Annotated in this window: 18 protein-coding genes; 10 read left to right on the forward strand and 8 right to left on the reverse strand. The window is 67.2% G+C overall.

What is annotated here, in order from left to right:
* Positions 1–52: 52 nt before the first annotated feature.
* Positions 53–652: an HdeD family acid-resistance protein gene (locus tag NUV79_RS15105; protein WP_257733917.1), complete on the forward strand. Its 600-nt coding sequence runs from the start codon at positions 53–55 to the stop codon at positions 650–652.
* 63 nt (positions 653–715) lie between these two features.
* Here the strand turns inward: NUV79_RS15105 and NUV79_RS15110 are convergent, their stop codons facing one another.
* The 5 genes from NUV79_RS15110 to amaB form a co-directional block, all read right to left on the reverse strand.
* Positions 716–1,213, reverse strand: coding sequence for a hypothetical protein (locus NUV79_RS15110; RefSeq protein WP_257733918.1), 498 nt, complete (start codon positions 1,211–1,213; stop codon positions 716–718).
* Positions 1,214–1,308: 95 nt separating this feature from the next.
* Complete coding sequence (locus tag NUV79_RS15115; RefSeq protein ID WP_257733919.1) at positions 1,309–2,985, reverse strand: thiamine pyrophosphate-binding protein; 1,677 nt, start codon at positions 2,983–2,985, stop codon at positions 1,309–1,311.
* The gene (locus tag NUV79_RS15120) at positions 2,978–4,168 is read right to left on the reverse strand and encodes a CaiB/BaiF CoA transferase family protein (protein ID WP_257733920.1); all 1,191 of its coding nucleotides are present in this window, start codon (positions 4,166–4,168) and stop codon (positions 2,978–2,980) included. The genes NUV79_RS15115 and NUV79_RS15120 overlap by 8 nt, the downstream gene beginning before the upstream one ends.
* 142 nt (positions 4,169–4,310) lie before the next feature.
* Positions 4,311–5,507 carry an acyl-CoA dehydrogenase gene (locus tag NUV79_RS15125; RefSeq protein ID WP_257733921.1) on the reverse strand — a complete coding sequence of 399 codons (1,197 nt, stop codon included), beginning with the start codon at positions 5,505–5,507 and terminating at the stop codon, positions 4,311–4,313.
* Positions 5,508–5,657: 150 nt separating this feature from the next.
* Positions 5,658–7,178 (reverse strand): L-piperidine-6-carboxylate dehydrogenase, encoded by a 1,521-nt coding sequence (gene amaB / locus NUV79_RS15130; RefSeq protein WP_257733922.1) that lies wholly within the window; start codon positions 7,176–7,178, stop codon positions 5,658–5,660.
* A 165-nt stretch (positions 7,179–7,343) separates the two neighbouring features.
* Here amaB and gcvA point away from each other — a divergent pair, with 165 nt between their 5' ends.
* From gcvA to NUV79_RS15145, 3 genes are all read left to right on the forward strand, one after another.
* Positions 7,344–8,258 (forward strand): transcriptional regulator GcvA, encoded by a 915-nt coding sequence (gcvA, locus tag NUV79_RS15135; protein ID WP_257733923.1) that lies wholly within the window; start codon positions 7,344–7,346, stop codon positions 8,256–8,258.
* Positions 8,259–8,351: 93 nt separating this feature from the next.
* A complete protein-coding gene (locus NUV79_RS15140; RefSeq protein ID WP_257733924.1) occupies positions 8,352–9,575 on the forward strand; it encodes an NAD(P)/FAD-dependent oxidoreductase in 1,224 nt (407 codons plus the stop codon).
* Positions 9,576–9,654: 79 nt separating this feature from the next.
* On the forward strand, positions 9,655–10,161 hold the full coding sequence (locus NUV79_RS15145) for a DinB family protein (protein ID WP_257733925.1): 507 nt from the start codon (positions 9,655–9,657) through the stop codon (positions 10,159–10,161).
* On the opposite strand, the gene NUV79_RS15150 is transcribed toward NUV79_RS15145, so the two are convergent.
* Positions 10,158–10,715, reverse strand: a complete 558-nt coding sequence (locus tag NUV79_RS15150) for a GNAT family acetyltransferase (protein WP_257733926.1) — start codon at positions 10,713–10,715, stop codon at positions 10,158–10,160. The genes NUV79_RS15145 and NUV79_RS15150 overlap by 4 nt on opposite strands.
* Before the next feature lie 172 nt (positions 10,716–10,887).
* Between NUV79_RS15150 and NUV79_RS15155 the strand changes: the two genes are divergently transcribed.
* From NUV79_RS15155 to NUV79_RS15175, 5 genes are all read left to right on the forward strand, one after another.
* Entirely contained in the window at positions 10,888–11,520 is a 633-nt protein-coding gene (locus NUV79_RS15155) for a LysE family translocator (RefSeq protein ID WP_257733927.1), read from the forward strand.
* A 9-nt stretch (positions 11,521–11,529) separates the two neighbouring features.
* Positions 11,530–12,096: a chromate transporter gene (locus NUV79_RS15160; RefSeq protein WP_257733928.1), complete on the forward strand. Its 567-nt coding sequence runs from the start codon at positions 11,530–11,532 to the stop codon at positions 12,094–12,096.
* The gene (locus NUV79_RS15165; protein ID WP_257733929.1) at positions 12,096–12,635 is read left to right on the forward strand and encodes a chromate transporter; all 540 of its coding nucleotides are present in this window, start codon (positions 12,096–12,098) and stop codon (positions 12,633–12,635) included. The genes NUV79_RS15160 and NUV79_RS15165 overlap by 1 nt, the downstream gene beginning before the upstream one ends.
* A gap of 116 nt (positions 12,636–12,751) precedes the next feature.
* Positions 12,752–15,520, forward strand: coding sequence for a tetratricopeptide repeat protein (locus tag NUV79_RS15170; RefSeq protein ID WP_257733930.1), 2,769 nt, complete (start codon positions 12,752–12,754; stop codon positions 15,518–15,520).
* 121 nt (positions 15,521–15,641) lie between these two features.
* Entirely contained in the window at positions 15,642–16,850 is a 1,209-nt protein-coding gene (locus NUV79_RS15175) for a M20 family metallopeptidase (RefSeq protein WP_257733931.1), read from the forward strand.
* 7 nt (positions 16,851–16,857) lie between these two features.
* Here the strand turns inward: NUV79_RS15175 and NUV79_RS15180 are convergent, their stop codons facing one another.
* Entirely contained in the window at positions 16,858–17,439 is a 582-nt protein-coding gene (locus tag NUV79_RS15180) for a TetR/AcrR family transcriptional regulator (protein ID WP_257733932.1), read from the reverse strand.
* 104 nt (positions 17,440–17,543) lie between these two features.
* On the opposite strand from NUV79_RS15180, the gene NUV79_RS15185 reads away from it, so the two are divergent.
* Positions 17,544–17,765, forward strand: a complete 222-nt coding sequence (locus tag NUV79_RS15185; RefSeq protein ID WP_257733933.1) for a putative antibiotic biosynthesis monooxygenase — start codon at positions 17,544–17,546, stop codon at positions 17,763–17,765.
* Positions 17,766–17,788: 23 nt separating this feature from the next.
* On the opposite strand, the gene NUV79_RS15190 is transcribed toward NUV79_RS15185, so the two are convergent.
* Positions 17,789–19,630 carry a glycoside hydrolase family 15 protein gene (locus NUV79_RS15190; protein ID WP_257733934.1) on the reverse strand — a complete coding sequence of 614 codons (1,842 nt, stop codon included), beginning with the start codon at positions 19,628–19,630 and terminating at the stop codon, positions 17,789–17,791.
* Positions 19,631–19,636: the final 6 nt, after the last annotated feature.

A 19,636-nucleotide genomic window follows, 5' to 3' on the forward strand; every position in this document is an offset into this window, starting at 1 on the left:
TGTCCTGACGAGGCCGCCACGGCTGTCGCGGCCCGCCCAAACGGAGTCCGCCATGACCACCCCCGTAGAATCCGCGCCCCGCTCGGGCTCCTCGCTCGCCACTCATCTCGTCCCGCTCCGGCGCAATTCGGGTTGGTTGATGGCGGCAGGTGTCGCCCTCATCATTCTCGGCGTCGTCGGTCTTGGAGCCGTCGCGGTGCTTAGCCTCGCCAGCGCGATCTGGTTCGGGGCGATGATCCTCGTCGGCGGCGTCGTCGTGTTGATCGATGCCTTCCGGCATCAGGGCTGGAAGAGCCGCCTGCTGCACATCCTCATCGGCGCGCTTTACATCGCGGTCGGCTTACTGACCTTCGCCAATCCGCTCCTGGCCACGGCCTCGCTGACATTGTTGGCCGGTGCGGCCCTTGTCGCGACCGGCGTGCTGCGCCTCGTCGTCGCCTTCCAGAACCGGGAACTGCCGGCCTGGCGATGGCTCGCACTTTCGGGTGCGCTCTCGCTGCTGCTTGGCGGCATGGTCCTGGCACAATGGCCCGGCTCCAGCCTATGGGTGCTCGGCACCTTCTTCGCGATCGAGCTGATCTTCCAGGGTTGGGCCGCGATCGCGCTGGCGCGCGCGATCCGCTCCACGTTCGACGGCGTGAAGCCGCGCTGAAGCCCAAGCATTTTCGAGCGAAGTGGGCGCCGGTTCGCGTGAAGAAAATGCGAAAAACGACCCTTACTCGGCGGCCTCAGCCGTGACGGCCGGCTTGGCCGGCGTGCTGAGATCGTTGAAGCGGGCGCGACCGCCGGCGGCGGCCGTCTGCAATTGCTGCTTCCAGCCCTTGGCATCGCTGCCGCCGAGCGCGACGAAATCGGTCGGGCGCGTCGCGTCGGCATCGCGGCCCTGATAGACTAGAACGCCGCGGGCCGTGACGACGATGTCGCCGCGTCGCAGCGTTGGGTCCTTCAGGTACCACTGCTTGTCGGCCTGGGGATCGAGCTGGACGACAGGAGGCTTGGGCTTCGCGGATACCTCCGGCGCCCGGGCGCGCGGCGCCCGCACGCGCGGCTCGTCGTCATAATACTCATAGATGGGGGAGGCCCGCAGGCGTGGCCCGCCGCCGAACAAGGCGCGGGCGAGATCGTCGAACAGGCCGGCGGCTTCCGCGGCAGGCGCGGCGGCTACGAGGAGCGCTGCCGCGAGTCCAAACCGCGCCATCCTGTTGCGTGCCATCGCCTTGCCCTCCGCTACCACCAGCTCAACGCTCAATGGTCGCGAAAGGTTCGGTTCAGGTTCACGGACGAGGTTAAGATTCTCGTCCGGGACGTTTACTTTTTAGCTTGAGCCGCGAAAGCCTCGGCGCGGATCGTCGAAAGCGACTTGGCCGGGGTGATCGCCTCGGGGTCGAGCAGGCAGTGGATGATCGCGGCCTTGCCGCTCTTCACCGCGCGCTCGAAGGCCGGCGCGAACTCCGAGGTCTTCTCGACGCGCTCGCCATGGCCGCCGAAGGCCTTGGCGTAAGCCGCGAAATCCGGGTTCTTCAGCGTCGTCGCCGAGACGCGGCCGGGATATTCGCGCTCCTGATGCATGCGGATCGTGCCGTACATCCCGTTATCGACCACAACGACGATGACGGGCAGGTCGTACTGCACGGCCGTCGCGAAATCCTGGCCGTTCATCAGGAAGCAGCCGTCGCCCGCGAAGGCGATGACGGTGCGCTCCGGGAAGAGCCGCTTGGCGCCGATCGCGGCCGGCACGCCATAGCCCATCGAGCCGCAGGTCGGGGCGAGCTGCGTCGCGAACTTGTTGAAGCGGTGGAAGCGGTGCACCCAGGTCGCGTAATTGCCTGCGCCGTTGCACATGATCGCGTCGTCCGGCAGCTGGCTGCGCAGCCAGCGCACCATCTCGCCGGGGTGGAACTCGCCGGGCACGGGCGCCGGCTGCTCGCTCCAGGCGATATAGGCTTCATGCGCGGCAGCGCCGGCGCCCTTCCAGGCGGGAGCCTTCGGCGGCTCGATCGTCTTGAGCGCGGCGCAGAAACCGGCGGGCGAGGCATTGATCGCCAGCGTCGGGCGATAGACCCGGCCGAGCTCTTCCGGATCGGCATGGACATGCACCAGCGGCCGGCCCGGGTTTGGGATGCCGAACAGCGTGTAGGACTGGCTCGGCATCTCCGAGAGGCGACCGCCGACCAGCAGGACGAGGTCGCTCTCCTTGATGCGGGCGAGCAGCTTCGGGTTCGGGCCGATGCCGAGATCGCCGGCGAAGTTCGGATGATCGGCCGGGAACAGCATCTGCCGGCGGAACGAGACCGCGACGGGCAGGTCGAAGCGCTCGGCGAAGGCCTGGAAATCGGCGATCGCCTCCGGGCTCCAGCGCGAGCCGCCGAGGATCGCGATCGGCGACTTGGCCGCCGCGAAGCGCTTGGCGAGATCGGCCATCTGCGCCGGGGCAGGGTGCTGCTCGGTGACCTGATAAGGCTCGGCGTCGGCGACATCGGCGAGGTCGGTCAGCACGTCCTCCGGCAGGGCGATCACGACCGGGCCGGGGCGGCCGGAGGTCGCGACATGGAAGGCGCGGCTGATGATCTCCGGGATGCGCGCGGCATCGTCGATCTCGGTCGCCCATTTGGTCATGGTGCCGAAGACGGCGCGGTAATCGAGCTCCTGGAAGGCCTCGCGCTCGCGCATGCTGCCGTCGATCTGACCGACGAAGAGGATGAGCGGGGTCGAATCCTGGTCGGCGATATGGATGCCGGGCGAGGCATTGGTGGCGCCGGGGCCGCGCGTCACGAAGCAGATGCCGGGCTTGCCGGTGAGCTTGCCGGCGGCCTCCGCCATCATGCAGGCGCCGCCTTCGGCGCGGCAGATGGTGACCTTCATCGAGGCGTCGTGCAGCGCGTCGAGCACGGCGAGGTAGCTCTCACCGGGCACGCAGAAGGCGTCGGTGGCGCCGTGGATCAGAAGCTGGTCGACGAGGATCTGCCCGCCAGTGCGATTAGCCATGCTGCGGCCCTCCCCAGGCCGGGTCGTTCAAAATGTCGTCGGCATGTTCGCCGAGCCGCGGGCTCGGGCGTCCGGCCACCTGCCGCACGCCGTTCATGACGATCGGCGAGGCGACGGTCGGAATGGCGCCAGCCTTCGCGGCTGTGCTCGGCAGGTCCACTTTCACACCACGCGCGACGACCTGCGGATCGGCGAAGACCTCGCCGATATCGTTGATCGGGCCGGCGGGTACGCCGACCTTCTCCAGCCCGGCGAGCAGATCGGCCTTGGCATAGCGCTGGCAGAGCAGATGCAGCTTCGCCGTCAGCGCGACGCGATTCTTCACCCGCGACTTGTTGTCGAGATAGTCGGGATGGTCGGCCAGTGCCGGCTCGCCCAGCACCTCGCAGAGCTTGCGCCACTGCCCGTCATTGCCGGTCGCGATGATGATATGGCCGTCCGCGACCGGGAACACGTCATAGGGCACGATGTTCGGATGGGCGTTGCCGAGCCGCGGCGGCGGATTGCCGCCGACGAGATAGTTCATCGCCTGGTTGCCGAGCACGGCGACCTGCGAGTCGAGCAGGGCGAGATCGAGCGTCGCGCCCTCGCCGGTCGCATCGCGCTGGCGCAAGGCGGAGAGGATGCCGACCGTGGCGTAGAGCCCGGTATAGATGTCGGCGACGGCGTAACCCGCCTTCATCGGCGCGCCCGCCGGCTCGCCGGTGATCGACATCGCCCCGCCCATGCCCTGCACGAGGAAGTCGTAGCCGGCGCGCGGCGCATAGGGGCCGTCCTGCCCGAAGCCGGTGACCGAGCAGTAGACGAGACGCGGGAACTCCTTGCGCAGCGAGGCGGCGTCGAGCCCGTATTTCGAGAGGCCGCCGACCTTGAAGTTCTCGATGACGACATCCGCATGGGCCGCCAGACGCCTGACCAGCGCCTGCCCTTCGGCGGTACGGAAATCGGCCGTGATCGAACGCTTGCCGCGATTGGCGGCATGGAAATAGGCGGCGGAGAGGTGCTCGTCGCCCGTGCCCTCGACGAAGGGCGGACCCCATTTGCGGGTGTCGTCGCCCTCGGGCGCCTCGACCTTGACGACATCGGCGCCGAGATCGGCCAGGAGCTGGCCGATCCAGGGACCTGCGAGGATGCGCGCCAGTTCGAGGACGCGCAGACCGGCGAGGGGAGAGGTCGAAGTCATCAGGCTCGATCCGCGCCGTCATCCCGGCCGGAGCGAAGCAGAGAGCCGGGATCCATGCCTGACCGCCAATCGGCGATGGTCCGGAATGGATCCCGGGTCGACCTGCGGTCGCCCGGGATGACGCGGAGGGGGTGGGTAGGGCTCAGAAGAACGCCTGCAGGCCGGTGATCGCCCGGCCGAGGATCAGCGCGTGGACGTCATGCGTGCCCTCATAGGTGTTCACCGTCTCGAGGTTCGCGGCGTGGCGCATCACCTGATACTCGATCTGGATGCCGTTGCCGCCATGCATGTCGCGGGCCTGGCGGGCGATATCGAGCGCCTTGCCGCAATTGTTGCGCTTGACCAGCGAGATCATCTCCGGGGCCATCTTGCCGTCGTCGAGCAGGCGTCCGACGCGCAGCGAGCCCTGAAGGCCGAGCGTGATCTCGGTCAGCATGTCCGCGAGCTTCTTCTGGTAGAGCTGCGTCTGGGCCAGCGGCTTGTTAAACTGCTTGCGGTCGAGCCCGTACTGGCGGGCGCGGTGGAAGCAATCCTCGGCGGCGCCCATCACACCCCAGGAGATGCCGTAGCGGGCGCGGTTGAGGCAGCCGAACGGGCCGGACAAGCCGGAGACGTTCGGCAGCAGGTTCTCTTCGGGAACGATGACGCCGTCCATGACGACCTCGCCGGTGATCGAGGCGCGAAGCGAGAGCTTGCCGCCGATCTTCGGCGCGGACAGGCCCTTCATGCCCTTTTCGAGGATGAAGCCGCGGATCTGGTTGTCATGCGCGGCCGATTTCGCCCAGACGACGAAGACGTCGGCGATCGGCGAGTTCGAGATCCACATCTTGGATCCCGTCAGCTTGTAGCCGTCGGCGACCTTCTCGGCGCGGGTCTTCATGCCGCCGGGATCGGAGCCGGCATCTGGCTCGGTCAGGCCGAAGCAGCCGACCCATTCGCCGGAGCCCAGCTTCGGCAGGTACTTCTTGCGCTGCTCTTCGCTGCCATAGGCGTAGATCGGGAACATCACCAGCGAGGACTGCACCGACATCATCGAGCGATAGCCCGAGTCGATGCGCTCGACCTCGCGGGCGACGAGTCCGTAGGAGACGTAATTGGCGCCGGCGCAGCCGTATACCTCGGGGACGGTAACGCCGAGCAGGCCGAGCTCGCCCATTTCGTTGAAGATCGAGCGATCGGTCTTCTCGTCGAGATAGGCGTCATGGATGCGCGGAGCGAGCTTCTCCTGCGCATAGGCGCGGGCGGTGTCGCGGATCAGCCGCTCGTCCTCGTTCAGCTGCTCGTCGAGCAGATAGGCATCGTCCCAGGTGAACTTCGCGAGCTTGTGGCTGCCGGCCATGGTGTTCGTCTCCCTTGAACCTGTTGCGATGTCATCCCGGGCGACCGGAGGGAGACCCGGGATCCATTCCTGAACGGCTCAGGCATGGATCCCGGCTCTGCGCTTCGCTCCGGTCGGGATGACGACGCGGATGTTGTTAGATACTACCGATCACGCATCCACATCGAAGCTGACGCCCTGCGCCAGCGGCAGCGTGGTGCCGTAGTTCAGCGTGTTGGTGGCGCGGCGCATATAAGCCTTCCAGGCATCCGAGCCGGCCTCGCGGCCGCCGCCCGTCTCCTTCTCGCCGCCGAACGCGCCGCCGATCTCGGCGCCCGAGGGGCCGATATTGACGTTGGCGATGCCGCAATCCGAACCCTCGTCGGAAACGAAGAGCTCGGCCTCGCGCATGTTGAGCGTGAAGATCGAGGAGGACAGGCCGGCGCCGACGGCGTTCTGGATCGCGATCGCCTCGTCGATGAACTTGTACTTCATGACGTAGAGGATCGGGGCAAAGGTCTCGCGCTCGACCGGGCCGCACTGCTTGGGCATCTCGACCAGTGCCGGGCGGACATAGAAGCCGCCAGCGCCGACATCGACCTTCTCGCCGCCATGGACCTTGCCGCCCTCGGCCTTGGCCTCGGAGAGTGCCTTCTGCATGCCCTGATAGGAGCCTTCGTCGACCAGCGGGCCGACCAGCACGCCGGCCTCGCGGGGATCGCCGATCTTCACCGAGCCGTAGACCTTGATCAGCTTCGGCACGAGCGCGTCATAGACGCTTTCATGCACGATCAGGCGGCGTAGCGTGGTGCAGCGCTGGCCGGCAGTACCCATCGCCGCGAAGGCAATGCCGCGCAGCGCGATGTCGAGATCGGCCGAGGGAGCGACGATCGCGGCATTGTTGCCGCCGAGCTCGAGAATGGCGCGGGCGAAGCGCGCGGCGAGCTTCTGGCCGACTTCCTTGCCCATGCGGGTCGAGCCGGTGGCCGAGACGACCGGGACACGGTGGTCGGAGACGAGGATGTCGCCGATCTCGCGGCCGCCGACGAGGACCTCGGAGAGGCCGATCGGAGCTTCCGAACCAAAGCGCTTCATCGTCTTCTCGACGATGGCCTGCACGGCGAGCGCGGTCAGCGGGGTCTTCTCGGAGGGCTTCCAGACGACGCTGTCGCCGCAGACGAAGGCGAGCGCGGCGTTCCAGCACCAGACCGCGACCGGGAAGTTGAAGGCCGAGATCACGCCCACGACGCCGATCGGATGCCAGGTCTCCATCATGCGATGGTTCGGGCGCTCGGTGGCGATGGTCAGGCCGTAGAGCTGGCGCGACAGGCCTACGGCGAAGTCGCAGATGTCGATCATCTCCTGGACCTCGCCGAGGCCCTCGGAGGTGACCTTGCCGGCTTCGAGCGTCACCAGCAGGCCGAGATCGGTCTTGGCGGCGCGCAGCTCCTCGCCGAGCAGGCGGACGAACTCGCCGCGGCGCGGTGCCGGCACCTTGCGCCAGGCGAGATAGGCGGACTGGGCCCGGCCGATCGCGGCCTCGGCCTCGGCCGGCGAGGTCTCGCGCAGGGTCACGACGGTCTCGCCGGTGATCGGCGAGCCTGCCGAGAGGCCGGCATCGGCATAGGCACTTTCGGAGACACCGAGGCGCTTGAGCAGGGCGAGCGTGTCTTTCTGCAGGGATGTGGCCATCTGTGTCTTCCAGCGGTCGCGAGCGGGAGCCAAAGGGCGCATGCCCTAGGGCGCATGACATAAAAGCGCGGGAACCGGAGGCCGCCGCGCTTGAGGCCCGAACAATGCCCTCTTTCATGGCGCGACGGCAACCGATATGTTCTCACGACTTGATGAGAATTTATCATGGATGATGCGCTCGTTCCCGGCCGCCTCTCGGTGCCCTCGCTGTCTTCGCTCGCCGCCTTCGAGGCCGCGGCCCGGCATGGCAGTTTCACGCGTGCGGCGGAGGAGCTGAATCTGACGCAAGGCGCGGTCAGCCGGCAGGTCGCGCATCTCGAAAAGGTGCTCGGCGTCAGCCTGTTCGAGCGCGTCAAGAAGCGCGTCAGCCTGACGGCGGCGGGAGCAGCCTATGCCAACGACATCCGCGATGGCCTGTCCCGCCTTGCTGCCGCGACCGTCTCCGCCATGGCCTTTCGCGGTGCCGCCGGCGTGCTCAATCTCGCGACCTTGCCGACCTTCGGCACGCGCTGGCTGATCCCGCGCCTGCCGCGCTTCACCGAGGCGCATCCCGGCATCACCATCAATTTCACCACGCGGCTGGTGCCTTTCGATTTCGCTCGCGAGCAGGTCGATGCCGCCGTGCATTTCGGCGCGGAGAACTGGCCCGGCGCAAGGCTCCACCGCCTGATGGGCGAGGAGGTTGTGCCGGTGGCCGCGCCCTCGCTGCTGGCGCGCATCGGGATCACGGAGGCGGCTGACATGCTGCGTGCGCCGCTGTTGCAGCAATCGACCCGGCCGCGCGCCTGGGCGAACTGGCTGGAGCAGCAGGGATTGGCGCCGGAGCGCGCCTTGATGGGGCCGCGCTTCGAGCAGTTCGCCATGATCGCGCAGGCTGCGGTGGCTGGCCTCGGGCTCGCCATCGTGCCGCGCTTCTTGGTCGAGGAGGAACTGCGCTCCGGTTCGCTCGTCATCCCGATCGACCGGCCTGTGACCGGCAAGGACGGCTACTATCTCGTCTATCCCGAAGAGAAGGCCAATCTGCCGACCGTGATCGCCTTCCGCGACTGGCTGCTCGGAGAATGCACGCCGCCGAACTGAGGCGCCTCTCGACAAGCGCCTCGCGCTCGTTCATTCATGCGCGAAATTCACCAACCCGGCTTTCCTGACCAAGCCGGCTGCGCGAGGCCTGCCATGCCGCCCGTCTCCGAAAGCGCCGATGTCGTGATCTGCGGGGGCGCCGCGATCGGCTCCTCCGTCGCCTATCATCTCGCCGCCGATCCCGGCTTCACCGGCAAGGTCGTGGTGATCGAGAAGGACCCGACCTACCGCTTCTCGGCCTCCGCGCTCTCCGCCGCCTCGATCCGGCAGCAATTCTCCAGTGCGGTGAATATCCGAATCTCGCTCTTCGGCATCGATTTCCTGCGCAGTATCGGCCAGCATCTCGCTGTCGACGGCGAGGTTCCGGCGATCGACCTGCACGAGGGCGGCTATCTCTATCTCGCGAGCGAGGCCGGCGCGCCGATCCTCGAAGCCAACCAGAAGCTGCAAGCTGCTGAGGGCGCCGATATCGCCCTCTACGATCCCGCGACGCTGAAGCAGCGCTTCCCCTGGCTCAATACCGAGGACCTCGCCTGCGGCACCTTCGGGGTCAGCGGCGAGGGCTGGTTCGACGGCTGGGCGCTGCTCCAGGCTTTTCGCAAGAAGGCCCGCAGCCTCGGTGTCGAGTACCGGCAGGGCGAGGTTGCCCGTTATGTCACGGAAGGCGGCCGCGTCACCGCGGTCGAGCTCACTGACGGTAGCCGCATCGCCTGCGGTGCTGTAGTCAATGCCAGCGGCACCTATGGCGCCAGGCTCGCCGCGACGGCGGGCGTCTCGATCCCTGTGAAGTCGATGAAGCGCTATGTCTTCTCCTTCACCTGCAAGGGCGATGTCGATGGCTGCCCGCTGCTGATCGACACGACCGGCGCCTGGTGCCGGCAGGAGGGCAAGCGCACGGCGGAAGGCCAGCTCTTTATCGGCAGTTGCTCGCCTTTGACACCGGAGCAGGATGTCGAATGGATCGAGAACGATCCGGCCGCCGAGGATGTCGACTGGGGCTTCTTCGAGGAAGTGGTCTGGCCCGCTCTCGCCACCCGCATCCCGGTTTTCGAGCAGATCAAGCCCGGCCGCGCCTGGGCCGGCCCCTACGACATGTGCGGGCTCGACCACAACGCCATCATCGGCCCGGCGGTCGGCCTGCCCAACCTCTACCTCGCCAACGGCTTCTCCGGCCACGGCCTGCAGCAGGCCCCCGCGGTCGGGCGTGGCCTCGCCGAGCATATCGCGCATGGCCGCTATCGCTCGCTCGACCTTGCCGATCTCGGCCACGAGCGCATCGTGGAGGGGAGGCCGCTCAAGGAGGCCAACGTCATCTGACCAGAGCATTTTCGAGCGAAGTGGATACCGGTTCGCATGAAGAAAATGCGGTAAACCGACTGCTTGAGAGGAGGCCGCCATGGTCGATCCCGCTTTCGTCCAGACCATGGCCCGCTACAATGCCTGGCAGAACCGCAGCCTGATCGCGGCTGCGGACGGGTTGACGGACGAGGCCCGCAAGCTCGATCGCGGCGCCTTCTTCAAGTCGATCCACGGCACCTTCAACCACATCCTCTGGGCCGACGAGACCTGGCTGAGCCGGCTGATCGGCAGCGAGAAGCCGGCTGTCGGCGGTCGCGACTCGGCTGTCTATTTCGAGGGCTGGGCGCAGTTCTGCGCGCGTCGTCGCATGCGCGATCAGGCCATGCTCGACTGGGCGGAGACCGTTACGGCAGATTGGCTGCGCGGCACGTTGATCTGGTATTCAGGCGCAGCCGGTCGCGAAATGGGCAAGCCGCGTGCCTTCGCGCTCGTGCACTTCTTCAATCACCAGACCCATCATCGCGGCCAAATCCACGCCATGCTCACGGCGGCTGGCGCAAAGCCTGACGATACCGATCTCTTCCTCGTCGACGAGCCGCGCTAAGCAGGCTCTGCGGCGGGCAAGCCATTCCGGCGCCTAGCGCGCGTGGCCGGCTTCTTCGCTCCGATCGGGCGATCGCCGGCATCTTGGCTATCGTCTTTCTCCCGATCTGGCGGCACGGCTGCGGTCGCGTTCTGACTGAGCTTCTGGAACAGGCCGAGCCCGATCAATGCCAGCACGGCGAGCAGCATCAGCAGGGCAGGATAGACCACATCTCCCATCGTCTCTCGCGAGGTCTTGGCGATCAGCACCAGCGATTCCAGCGAGAGCGCCACGATCATGATCGACATGAACTTGGTCAGCGATCCCCGCGCCTCGGCCGGGTGGCGCATCTCGCGGTCGGCGATGACTTCTTCTTCGAACAGGAACTTGCCGACATCGGCGACCGCGACCGCGATGATCACGAGGCCGATCCCGTCGAGCATCGTGTCGAGCGCGCCTTCGCCGGTCCAGAAGCCTTGAGACGTCCGCCAGACCGCGACGCCGATCAGGGCGATCGAGGCGCCCAGCAGCGCGAAGGCGATGACCGTGTAGAGAACGCGGCTGAACAGCGTCATGTCTTCCCCCCAACCCGCTTTGCAGGCGACAACCTCCAGCGAAGCTGCGGGTTCCGTTCGGGAGAAGCGGGGGCACGCATCGACGGTTTGCATAGCCGCTCCCATGGCGCAGCCGATTGCCGGCTATCGCGATCCATGGTCCAAGCGCTGAGTTCCGCCGGAGCGCTTGTCCATGCCCGAGACGACGACCCTCATCACCTTCTCGCTGATCGCGCTCGGCATGGTGCTGACGCCCGGCCCCAACATGATCTACCTGATCTCGCGCTCGATCGCGCAGGGCAGGGGCGCCGGCCTGATCTCGCTCGGCGGCGTCATCCTCGGCTTTTTCGTCTACATGTTCTGCGCCGCCTTCGGCATCACGGCGCTGCTCTTCGCCGTGCCCTATGCCTATGACGCGCTCAGGCTCGGCGGCGCGGCTTATCTGCTCTGGCTCGCCTGGCAGGCGGTGCGGCCGGGCGGCAGCTCGCCCTTCCATGTCCGCGATTTGCCCCATGACGGGCCGCGCAAGCTCTTCGCCATGGGCTTCCTGACCAGCCTGCTCAATCCGAAGATCGCGATGTTCTATCTCGCGCTCCTGCCGCAATTCATCGATCCGGCCGCCGGCAACGTGCTCTCCCAATCGGTCGTGCTCGGCTTCGTCCAGATCGCGATCAGCGGCAGCGTCAACGCCCTGATCGCGACAGCCGCCGGCAGCATTGCGGTGTTCCTGAAAACGCGGCCCTTCTGGTCGCTGGTCCAGCGCTGGCTCATGGGCACGGTGCTTGCCGGCTTTGCGCTGCGCATGGCGATGGAATCGCGGCGCTAGCCGTCCCGAATGTCGAGCCTCGACACCGCATCGGAAGCGCCCCGGCCGAGCCTGTCGGACCTGTTCACCGGCTTCCTCAAGATCGGGCTGATGGGCTTCGGCGGCGTCGGGCCGATCGCGCGCCACATCATTGTCACCGAGCGCAACTGGCTCGACGATCGCGGCTATGCCGAATTGATCGGGATCTGCCAGGCGTTGCCGGGCGCCAACACCGTCAATGCGGCGGTGATGCTGGGCGATCGCTTCCGCGGCGGCATCGGCGCCTTGACCTGCGTCTTCGCGCTGATGGCGATGCCGTTGCTCTGCCTCGTCGGGCTCGCGAATGCCTATGACGCGGTCTCCAGCCATCCGCTGGCGCAGGTCGCCCTGACCGGCGCCGCTGCCAGTGCCGCCGGGCTCATTCTCGGTACGGCCGTCCGGCTCCTGACGAAAGCAGGCCTCGCGCGCTGGGCCTGGATCATGGCCGCGGCCGCCTTTATCGCGGTCGGCCTGCTGCGCTTGCCGATGCTGCCGACCTTGCTGGTCCTCGTGCCACTCGGCCTCGCCGCGGCAACACTGGGAGTGCGGCGGGCCTGATGGAACACAGTGTCTTCCTCCAGCTGGTCGTAACCTTCGGCACGATCTCGTTGATGGCGATCGGCGGCGCCAATGCGGTCGTGCCGGAAATCCACCGCCAGGTCGTCGATCTCCTCGGCTGGATGGATGCGCCGACCTTCGCCCGTCTCTTCGCCATCGCACAGACCGCGCCCGGCCCCAACATCATGCTCGGCAGCATCATCGGCTGGCATGTCGCCGGCATGGCCGGCCTGCTGGTCGCGACGACCGCGCTTCTGCTGCCGTCCTGTCTGCTGGCGCTGGCCTCCAGCCGCGGCTTGCAGCGTTATGGCGGCAGCCGCCTCGTCCGGATCATGACGCTCGCGCTGGTGCCGATCGCGCTCGGCCTGATGCTGGCGAGCGGCGTGGTCGCGACGCTCGCCGCCGATGCCGGCCTCGCCGGCTACGCGATCACGGTCGCGACTGCGATCGTCACCTATCGCTCGAAGGTCAATCCGCTCGTGCCGATGGCGGCGGGCACGCTCGCCTATGTCCTCGCCTGGTATGCCGGCATCGCCTGAGCGGCTTCCTGTCTCCGGATCGTTCATTCGGGGGACGGCATGACGCCATCCCTGCAGCATGGTAGCCTCTCCAAACGTCATTCCGTCATCGGAGCGTTGTTGTCAGGGAGGTCGGCATGCCTTGCTCGCTCTGGCGGATGGCGCTCCTTGTCCTCGCCTTGTCGCTGCTCTGCGCTGTGGGCACCCGGCCGGCCTTCGCCCAGAAGGCGGGAAATGTCGCGCTCTGCAAGGATGACCGCACCGAGAAGGGGCTCGCTGCCTGCAACGCCATCCTGAAGGGGAGGGTCGATCGCAAGGTCAAGGCGATGGCCCATGTCGCGCGCGGCCATACCCAATTGTCGCTCGGCCGCCCGGCCGAGGCTGAGAAGGATTACTCGGAGGCGCTGGTCCTCGCGCCAAACTTTGCGGCGCTCTACCGGGATCGGGGCCGCGTCCGCTTCACCCTCGGCAACCGCGAGGGGGCGATGGCGGATTTCACCGCCGCCATCGAGAACGATCCCTTCGACCCGGACAACCATGCCAATCGCGGCTATCTCAGGCTGCTGCAATATGATTTCGCTGGCGCGGGCGAGGATTTGCGCAAGGGCCTGTTCTGGCAGAAGCAGCATCCGCGCAGCGACTATCTCCTCGGCCTGCTCGCCTATGCCACCGGCCGTTATACCGATGCCGTCGCGCATATCGACAAGGGGCGCGAGGGCGGGTTCCGCACCTCCGAGACCTTCATCACCCGTGCCCGCAGCCTGTACTATCTCGGCCTATTCGAAGCCGCCGCGAAGGAGGCGACCGAGGGGCTCGTCGCCTTCCCGAAGCAGGTCGACCTCATCGAAATCCGCGCCCGCGCGCGGCTGGCCCGCCGCGAATGGCCGGAAGCCCTCGCCGATGCGGAGGTGGTCGCCGAGGCTCAACCGCGCTTCGGCCGTGCCTATGCGACGCGCGGCGCGGTGAAGTTCGCGACAAAGGATATTGCCGCCGCCACCGCCGACGCCGACAAGGCGATCGAACTCGATCCCGGCCTGTTCGACGCTCATGAGCTCAAGGCGGACATCCTGCTCGCCTCGGGCGATCAGCCTGGCGCGCGCGCGATCCTCGCCCGCTCCGCGGCGCGGACCGACGCGAAGATGGCCTATGACATCGCCTCGCGGGAGCGCCATGCGACTCGCGTCGCTGAATTCGACAAGCCGAAGCCGATCGTCGTCACCGATCTCGACGAGGCCGAGCTGAAGAAGCGCTGCGCGACGCGCGACGATCCCTTGCGCATGCAGAGCTGCGACCGGCTCGTCGAAACCGCGACGACGCCGCAGGACAAGGCGGACAGGCTGATCGAGCGCGCCAAGGCCCGGCCTTTCGACAGTCAGATAGGCGATTTCGATCTGGCCGTGGCGGCGGCGCCCGACTATCTCCCGGCCACGCTGGCCCGCGCCTACGCGCATATGCAGGATTATCGCTACGGCAAGGACCTGACGCCTTTCGACCGGGCCTGGGCCGATGCCGACAGCGCTGTCCGGCGTTCGGGGGCGGACAAGGGCATTTGGGCGCAGGCCATGCTGGCGCGTGCCGCCGTCTCCCAGGGCAGGGGGAACTACGAGGCGGCGGTTGCTGACCTCACCGAGCTCGTCGCTAACGATCCGAAGGCACGGTTCTACCGCGAGGACCGCGCCAGCGCTTTCCTGATGGTTGGGAAGCCCGCTCAGGCGCTGGAGGATCTGCGTGAGAGGGCGCGTCTGCCGACGGACGTGCCTTCAGGGCTGCAGGGCGAGGATGATCTCGTCGTGGCGCTCATCGAAACCGGCGCGCTCGATGAGGCCGTCACAGTTCTCGACAACTGGCGGACCAATCGCTTGCCGGGTGCCTATGCCGAGCAGGCCCTGAGGGCGCGCGTTGCCTTGGCCCGGGGCGATATGGCGGCCGCGCGGGAACTGGCCGCTGCCGCGCTTGCCGATAACCGCTCGAACATCGCGGCACAGGCCGTGCGTGGGCTTGCCGCTGCCCGGTTGGGCGATGCGCTCGAAGCGGAATCGGACCTGAGCAAGGTCATCGACGATGCGGTGCCCATTCCTTTCCGGGCCCGGACCTCCGGCCTGACTCCGGGCCATGTCGCCGACCTCTTCCTGTGGCGCGGGATCGCTCGCGTACAATTGAACCGGGTCAATGCCGCGCGCACTGACTTCGCCGAGGTGATCAAACTGGCGCCGGACCGGGCGCGCGCCTATGCCGAGCGGGCCGCGCTGAACCTGCGCTCCGACAATCCGGCCGCCCTGAGCGATATCGCGATGGCCCTGCGGATCGAGCCGAACGAGCCGCGTTGGCAGGCGCTGGCAGCCCGGATCAATCTCGCGACCGGTGATCCCGCCGCCGCCGAGCGTTTCGCCACCGCCGCGCTCGCAGCCCCTTCGCCGGAAGCGGACCTGCTGCTGCTGCGCGCCAAGGCGAGGCTCGGCCTTGGGCGCTTTGCCGAGGCGGCGGCGGATGCGACGGCCCGGCTTGCGGCAGCTCCCGGCGATGCCGATGCCCTGTTGTTGCGCAGCGATGCCCGGCTCGGGCAGGGCGATGCGGCGGCCGCGCTCGTCGATGTCGAGGCAGCGCTCGGGGCGAGGGCCGGGGACCCCCGTCTTCTGCTTGCGCGTGCGGAGCTGAAGGCCAGGCTGGGCGACGTGCCCGGCGCGATCGGTGCCTTCGAAGCTGCTGCGGCAAGGTCGGAAGCCGCCGTTCAGGCCAATAGGCGGCTGGGCGACCTCTATGCGGGGATCGCTTCTGACCAGCTCGCGCTCGGCTACTACGCCAAGGCGCTGGAGCAGCCGGCACGCGGCCAACTCGATGAAGCTGCCCGTGAGGCCGCCCGTACCGCCCGCGACGCCCTGATCCGGCGGATGGCCGCGCCGAAATAGGCTTTCGGTCGAGGCCATGCGCAACATGAATTGCATGGCCGCCGCCGCCCGCCATTGCCGCTCGCGGCAATGGCGATAAGCTGCCCGTATTGTCCCATCCGGAACGAATGCGAGTGAGCTGATGAGCGCCCTGACCCCCGAGGAGAAGAAGGTCACCGAGTGGCTGGCGAGCCGCAAGGAGGGCATGGTCGCGCTGCTGCGCGAGCTGGTCGATACGGATTCCGGCTCCTACGACAAGGCCGGCGTCGACCGGGCCGGCGATGTCGTCGCCCGCTTCCACCGGGCGAACGGGCTCGAGGTCGAGGTCGTGCCGGATAGCCGCTTCGGCGATGCGGTTCGGGCGCGCCTGCCCAATCCAACGGCCAACGACCAGCGCCCGGTCATGCTGCTCGGCCATCGCGACACCGTCTTCCCGCAGGGCGAGCCGACGCGTCGGCCCTTCACCATCAAGGGCTCGCGCGCCTATGGGCCGGGCGTAGCCGACATGAAGGCGGGCGTGATGATCTCGGCCTTCGTCGCCGCGGCCTTTGCCGAATGCGGCGGCCTCGCAGCGCCGCTCCTGATGCTGACGACCAGCGACGAGGAAATCGGCTCGCCGTCCTCGCGCCCGGTCATCGAGGCTGCCGCGCGCGAGTCGCGCTGCGTCTTCAATGCCGAGCCCAGCCGCCTGCCGGCCGGCACCGATTTCGCGAAGGACCACAGGCAGTCCGTCACCAGCGGCCGCAAGGGCGGCGTCTTCATGCGCGCCGAATTCACCGGCAAGCCGGCCCATTCCGGCGCGAATTACGAGAAGGGCGCCTCGGCCATCGTCGATCTCGGCCACAAGATCCCGAAGCTCCAGGGCCTCACCGATCTTGAAAAGGGCATCACCGTCAATGTCGGCCTGATCGGCGGCGGCCAGACCGTCAACACCATCGCGCCCAGCGCCTGGTGCGAGATCGACCTGCGCTATGTCACCGCCGCCCAGCGCGACGAGATGGTCGGCAAGATCAAGGCAATCGTCGAGGCGCCGGAAGTTGCCGGTACCAGCGCCGTGCTCTCGATCAAGGGCGAGTTCCTGCCGCTGGAGCGCTCCTCGGAATCGGCTGCGCTTTACGACACCTACCGCGAGGCGGCGGCCGCTTTCGGCATCGGCGTCACCGCGGAATTCACCGGCGGCTGCGCCGATTCCGGCTTCACCGCCGCGCAAGGCACCCCGACCTTGTGCAGCGTCGGCCCGATCGGCGGCATGGCCCATACCCCGGACGAGTTCCTGGAGGTCGAGAGCATCGTCCCGGCGGCGCAGACGTTGGCGCTTGCCGTGATGCGCGCGGCAGCCAGGGTGGAATGACCGGGCACTAACGGCAGAGCAGGTCGATCTTGCGGCTGAGCGAGGGCTCGTCTTCGTTCAGCCGGTCAGTCAGCGCATGCAGCCAGTTGAAGGCGACCCATAGCTCCAGCCGGTCGTCGATCTCATCGGGCTCGAATTCGCCACGCTCGGCAGCACGCACGAAGATCTCCCGCGGAGCCGCCAGCCGTTCCGGCATGAACTTGAAGCGCAGCGCGTCGAGCGCGCTGTCGCTGGTCTGCGCTTCGGCGATCAGCCCCTTGAAGACGCGTCCGGCGGTATCCTCGCGCCAGAAGCGCCAGAGATCCCTCGTGTAGCGCAGCAGATCGGCGCGCAGCGAGCCCTCGTCCGGGACGGGGATGGCCGCATCCTTGTTCGCTCCGTAGATCGCGATGAACAGGTCGGCCTTGTTCGGCCACCAGCGATAGATCGTCGGCTTGCCGGCGCCTGCACGGCGCGCGACCTCCTCGATCGAGAAGCCCGCATAGCCCTTCTCCGCCAGTACGGCTCTGGCGGCGTCCTTCACGGCTGCCTCGGTCTCGGGGCTACGACGCGCGCCGATCGAGGCGCGGCGCTTTGGCTTCGTCTCCATTCCCTCGAACCTCGCCAGTCCATCGCTTCGATCTTTGACATAACGAAACGGTCCGTTTAAATCAACAAATAGAAACGAAACGTTTCGTTAAATGGAGAAGCCCGATGGCTCTTTCACTCTGGTCCCGCTTTGTCTCGCGCCTGCGTTTCCTGATGGTAGCGACCGTTGGGGCTTATGCGGCGATCAATCTGATGCTGGCCTTGCTCTCGCCCTTCACCGCGGGCTGGCCCATTTTTGGCGTCACGGCTTTGGCCGTGCCGCCGATGGTGCTTGCGATGGTCTATGGGGTGATCCCGATCGCCTTCCGCTTCGGTACGCCGCGCTGAACGATCACCTACCGGGGAGGGGATCAGAACGCCTCTTCCCAATCCCGGCTCAGGCGCATCGCGCAGTTGATCAGGCCGACATGCGAATAGGTCTGCGGGAAATTGCCCCAGAGCTCGCCGGTCTTCAGGTCGGCATCCTCCGAGAGCAGGCCGAAGCTGTTGCGTCGCTGCAGGATGCGCCCGAATAGCTCTTTCGCTTCCTCACTGCGCCCGATGGCGTTCAGCGCATCGACATACCAGAAGGCGCAGATCAGGAAGCCGGTATGCATGTAGCCGAAATCGTCCTGCGTGGCGTAGCGCAGCAGGAGGTCGCCGCGCTTGAGGTCGCGGCCGATCGCCTCGACGGTGGCGACGAAGCGGGCATCGTCCGGCTTGACGAAGCCGAGCTCGGCCAGCAGCAGCAGGGTGGCGTCGAGGTCCTCGCCGCCGAAGGTCGAGACGAAATGGCCCTTGCCCTCGTTCCAGATCTGCTCGGCGATGGTGGCCTTCAGCCGCTTGGCCTCGCCCTTCCAGTATTCCTTCCGGTCGGCGCGACCGAGCGTGCCGGCGATGCGGGCGAGCCGGTCGCAGGCCGCCCAGCACATCACGCTGGAGAAGGAATGCACCGCCTCCTTCTCGCGCAGCTCCCAAGGGCCGGCATCGGGCTTGTCGAAATAGGCGATGGCAAGCTCGCCCATGCGTTCGAGCTGCCCGAACAAGGCCTCCTTGCCTGGCTGGATCAAGCGCCGGTCGAAGAAGGAATGCGTCGCCGCCAGCACGACCGCTCCATAGCCATCGTTCTGGATCTGAGTCGCCGCGCCGTTGCCGAAGCGCACCGGCTGGTGCCCGCGATAGCCTGACAGGTTGCTGGCCTCGAACTCGGTGAGCGTGCCGCCGCGCGTGATCGGATAGAGCGGCGGCAGGTGCTCGGCACCACTCTCGGAGAAGGTGTCGACGATATTGGTGATGAAGCCGAGATAGTCCTCCATCGTCCGCGTCGTGCCGAGCCGGTTCAGCGCATGCACGACGAAATAGGCGTCGCGCAGCCAGCAATAGCGGTAGTCCCAGTTGCGCTGCGTGCCCGGCGCTTCTGGAATCGAGGTGGTGAGAGCCGCGACGATGGCCCCTGTCTCCTCGAAGGAACAGAGCTTCAGCGTGATCGCGGCCCGGATCACCTCCTTCTGGTACTCGAAGGGGATCGAGAGCGAACGCACCCAGTCGCGCCAATAGTCGGTGGTCTTGTCGAGGAACTCGCGCGAGGTCGTCTCGATCTCGGCGCGCAGCGCCTCGTCCGAGCCGATGAAGAAGGAATAGGCCTGGTCTACGGCGAAGGGCGTGCCTTCGACGACATAGGACAGCGGCGCATTGGTCGTCAGCCGGATTGTCTGATCGGCGCCGACATAGCGGACATGGTTGGAGCCGCGCGTGATCTCATCGGGCTCCTCGCCGATGCCGAGGCTAGGCTTGACCAGCACACGGATGCGTGGCCGCCCGGAGACGCGCCGGACCCGCCGCACCAGCTGCGGCGGCCGGAAGAAGCGCTCGTAGCGCACGAAGCGCGGCGCGAAATCGAGGATCTCGATCGCATTGCCCTGGTCGTCCGAGAGCACGGAGGACAGGATCGCGGTGTTGTCGAGATAGCCCTGCTCGCAGCGCGTCATGCCGACGAGCTCGATGCCGAAGAAGCCCTTCTCGGGCTCGGCATCGCCATCCTCGGCCTGGTTGTCGATCAGCGAGCAGAACACTGGATCGCGGTCGAAGCGCGGGAAGCAGCCCCAGACGATCCGGGCGCGGCGGTCGACGAGCGCGGCGATCGAGCAATTGCCGATCACGCCGAGGTCGAGCGAGGCGGAGTGATGCCCCGCAGTCGAGGTCGTAACGGTCATGGTCGG

Source organism: Allobosea sp. 47.2.35 (genome assembly GCF_024655635.1).
Classification (GTDB): Bacteria; Pseudomonadota; Alphaproteobacteria; order Rhizobiales; family Beijerinckiaceae; genus Allobosea.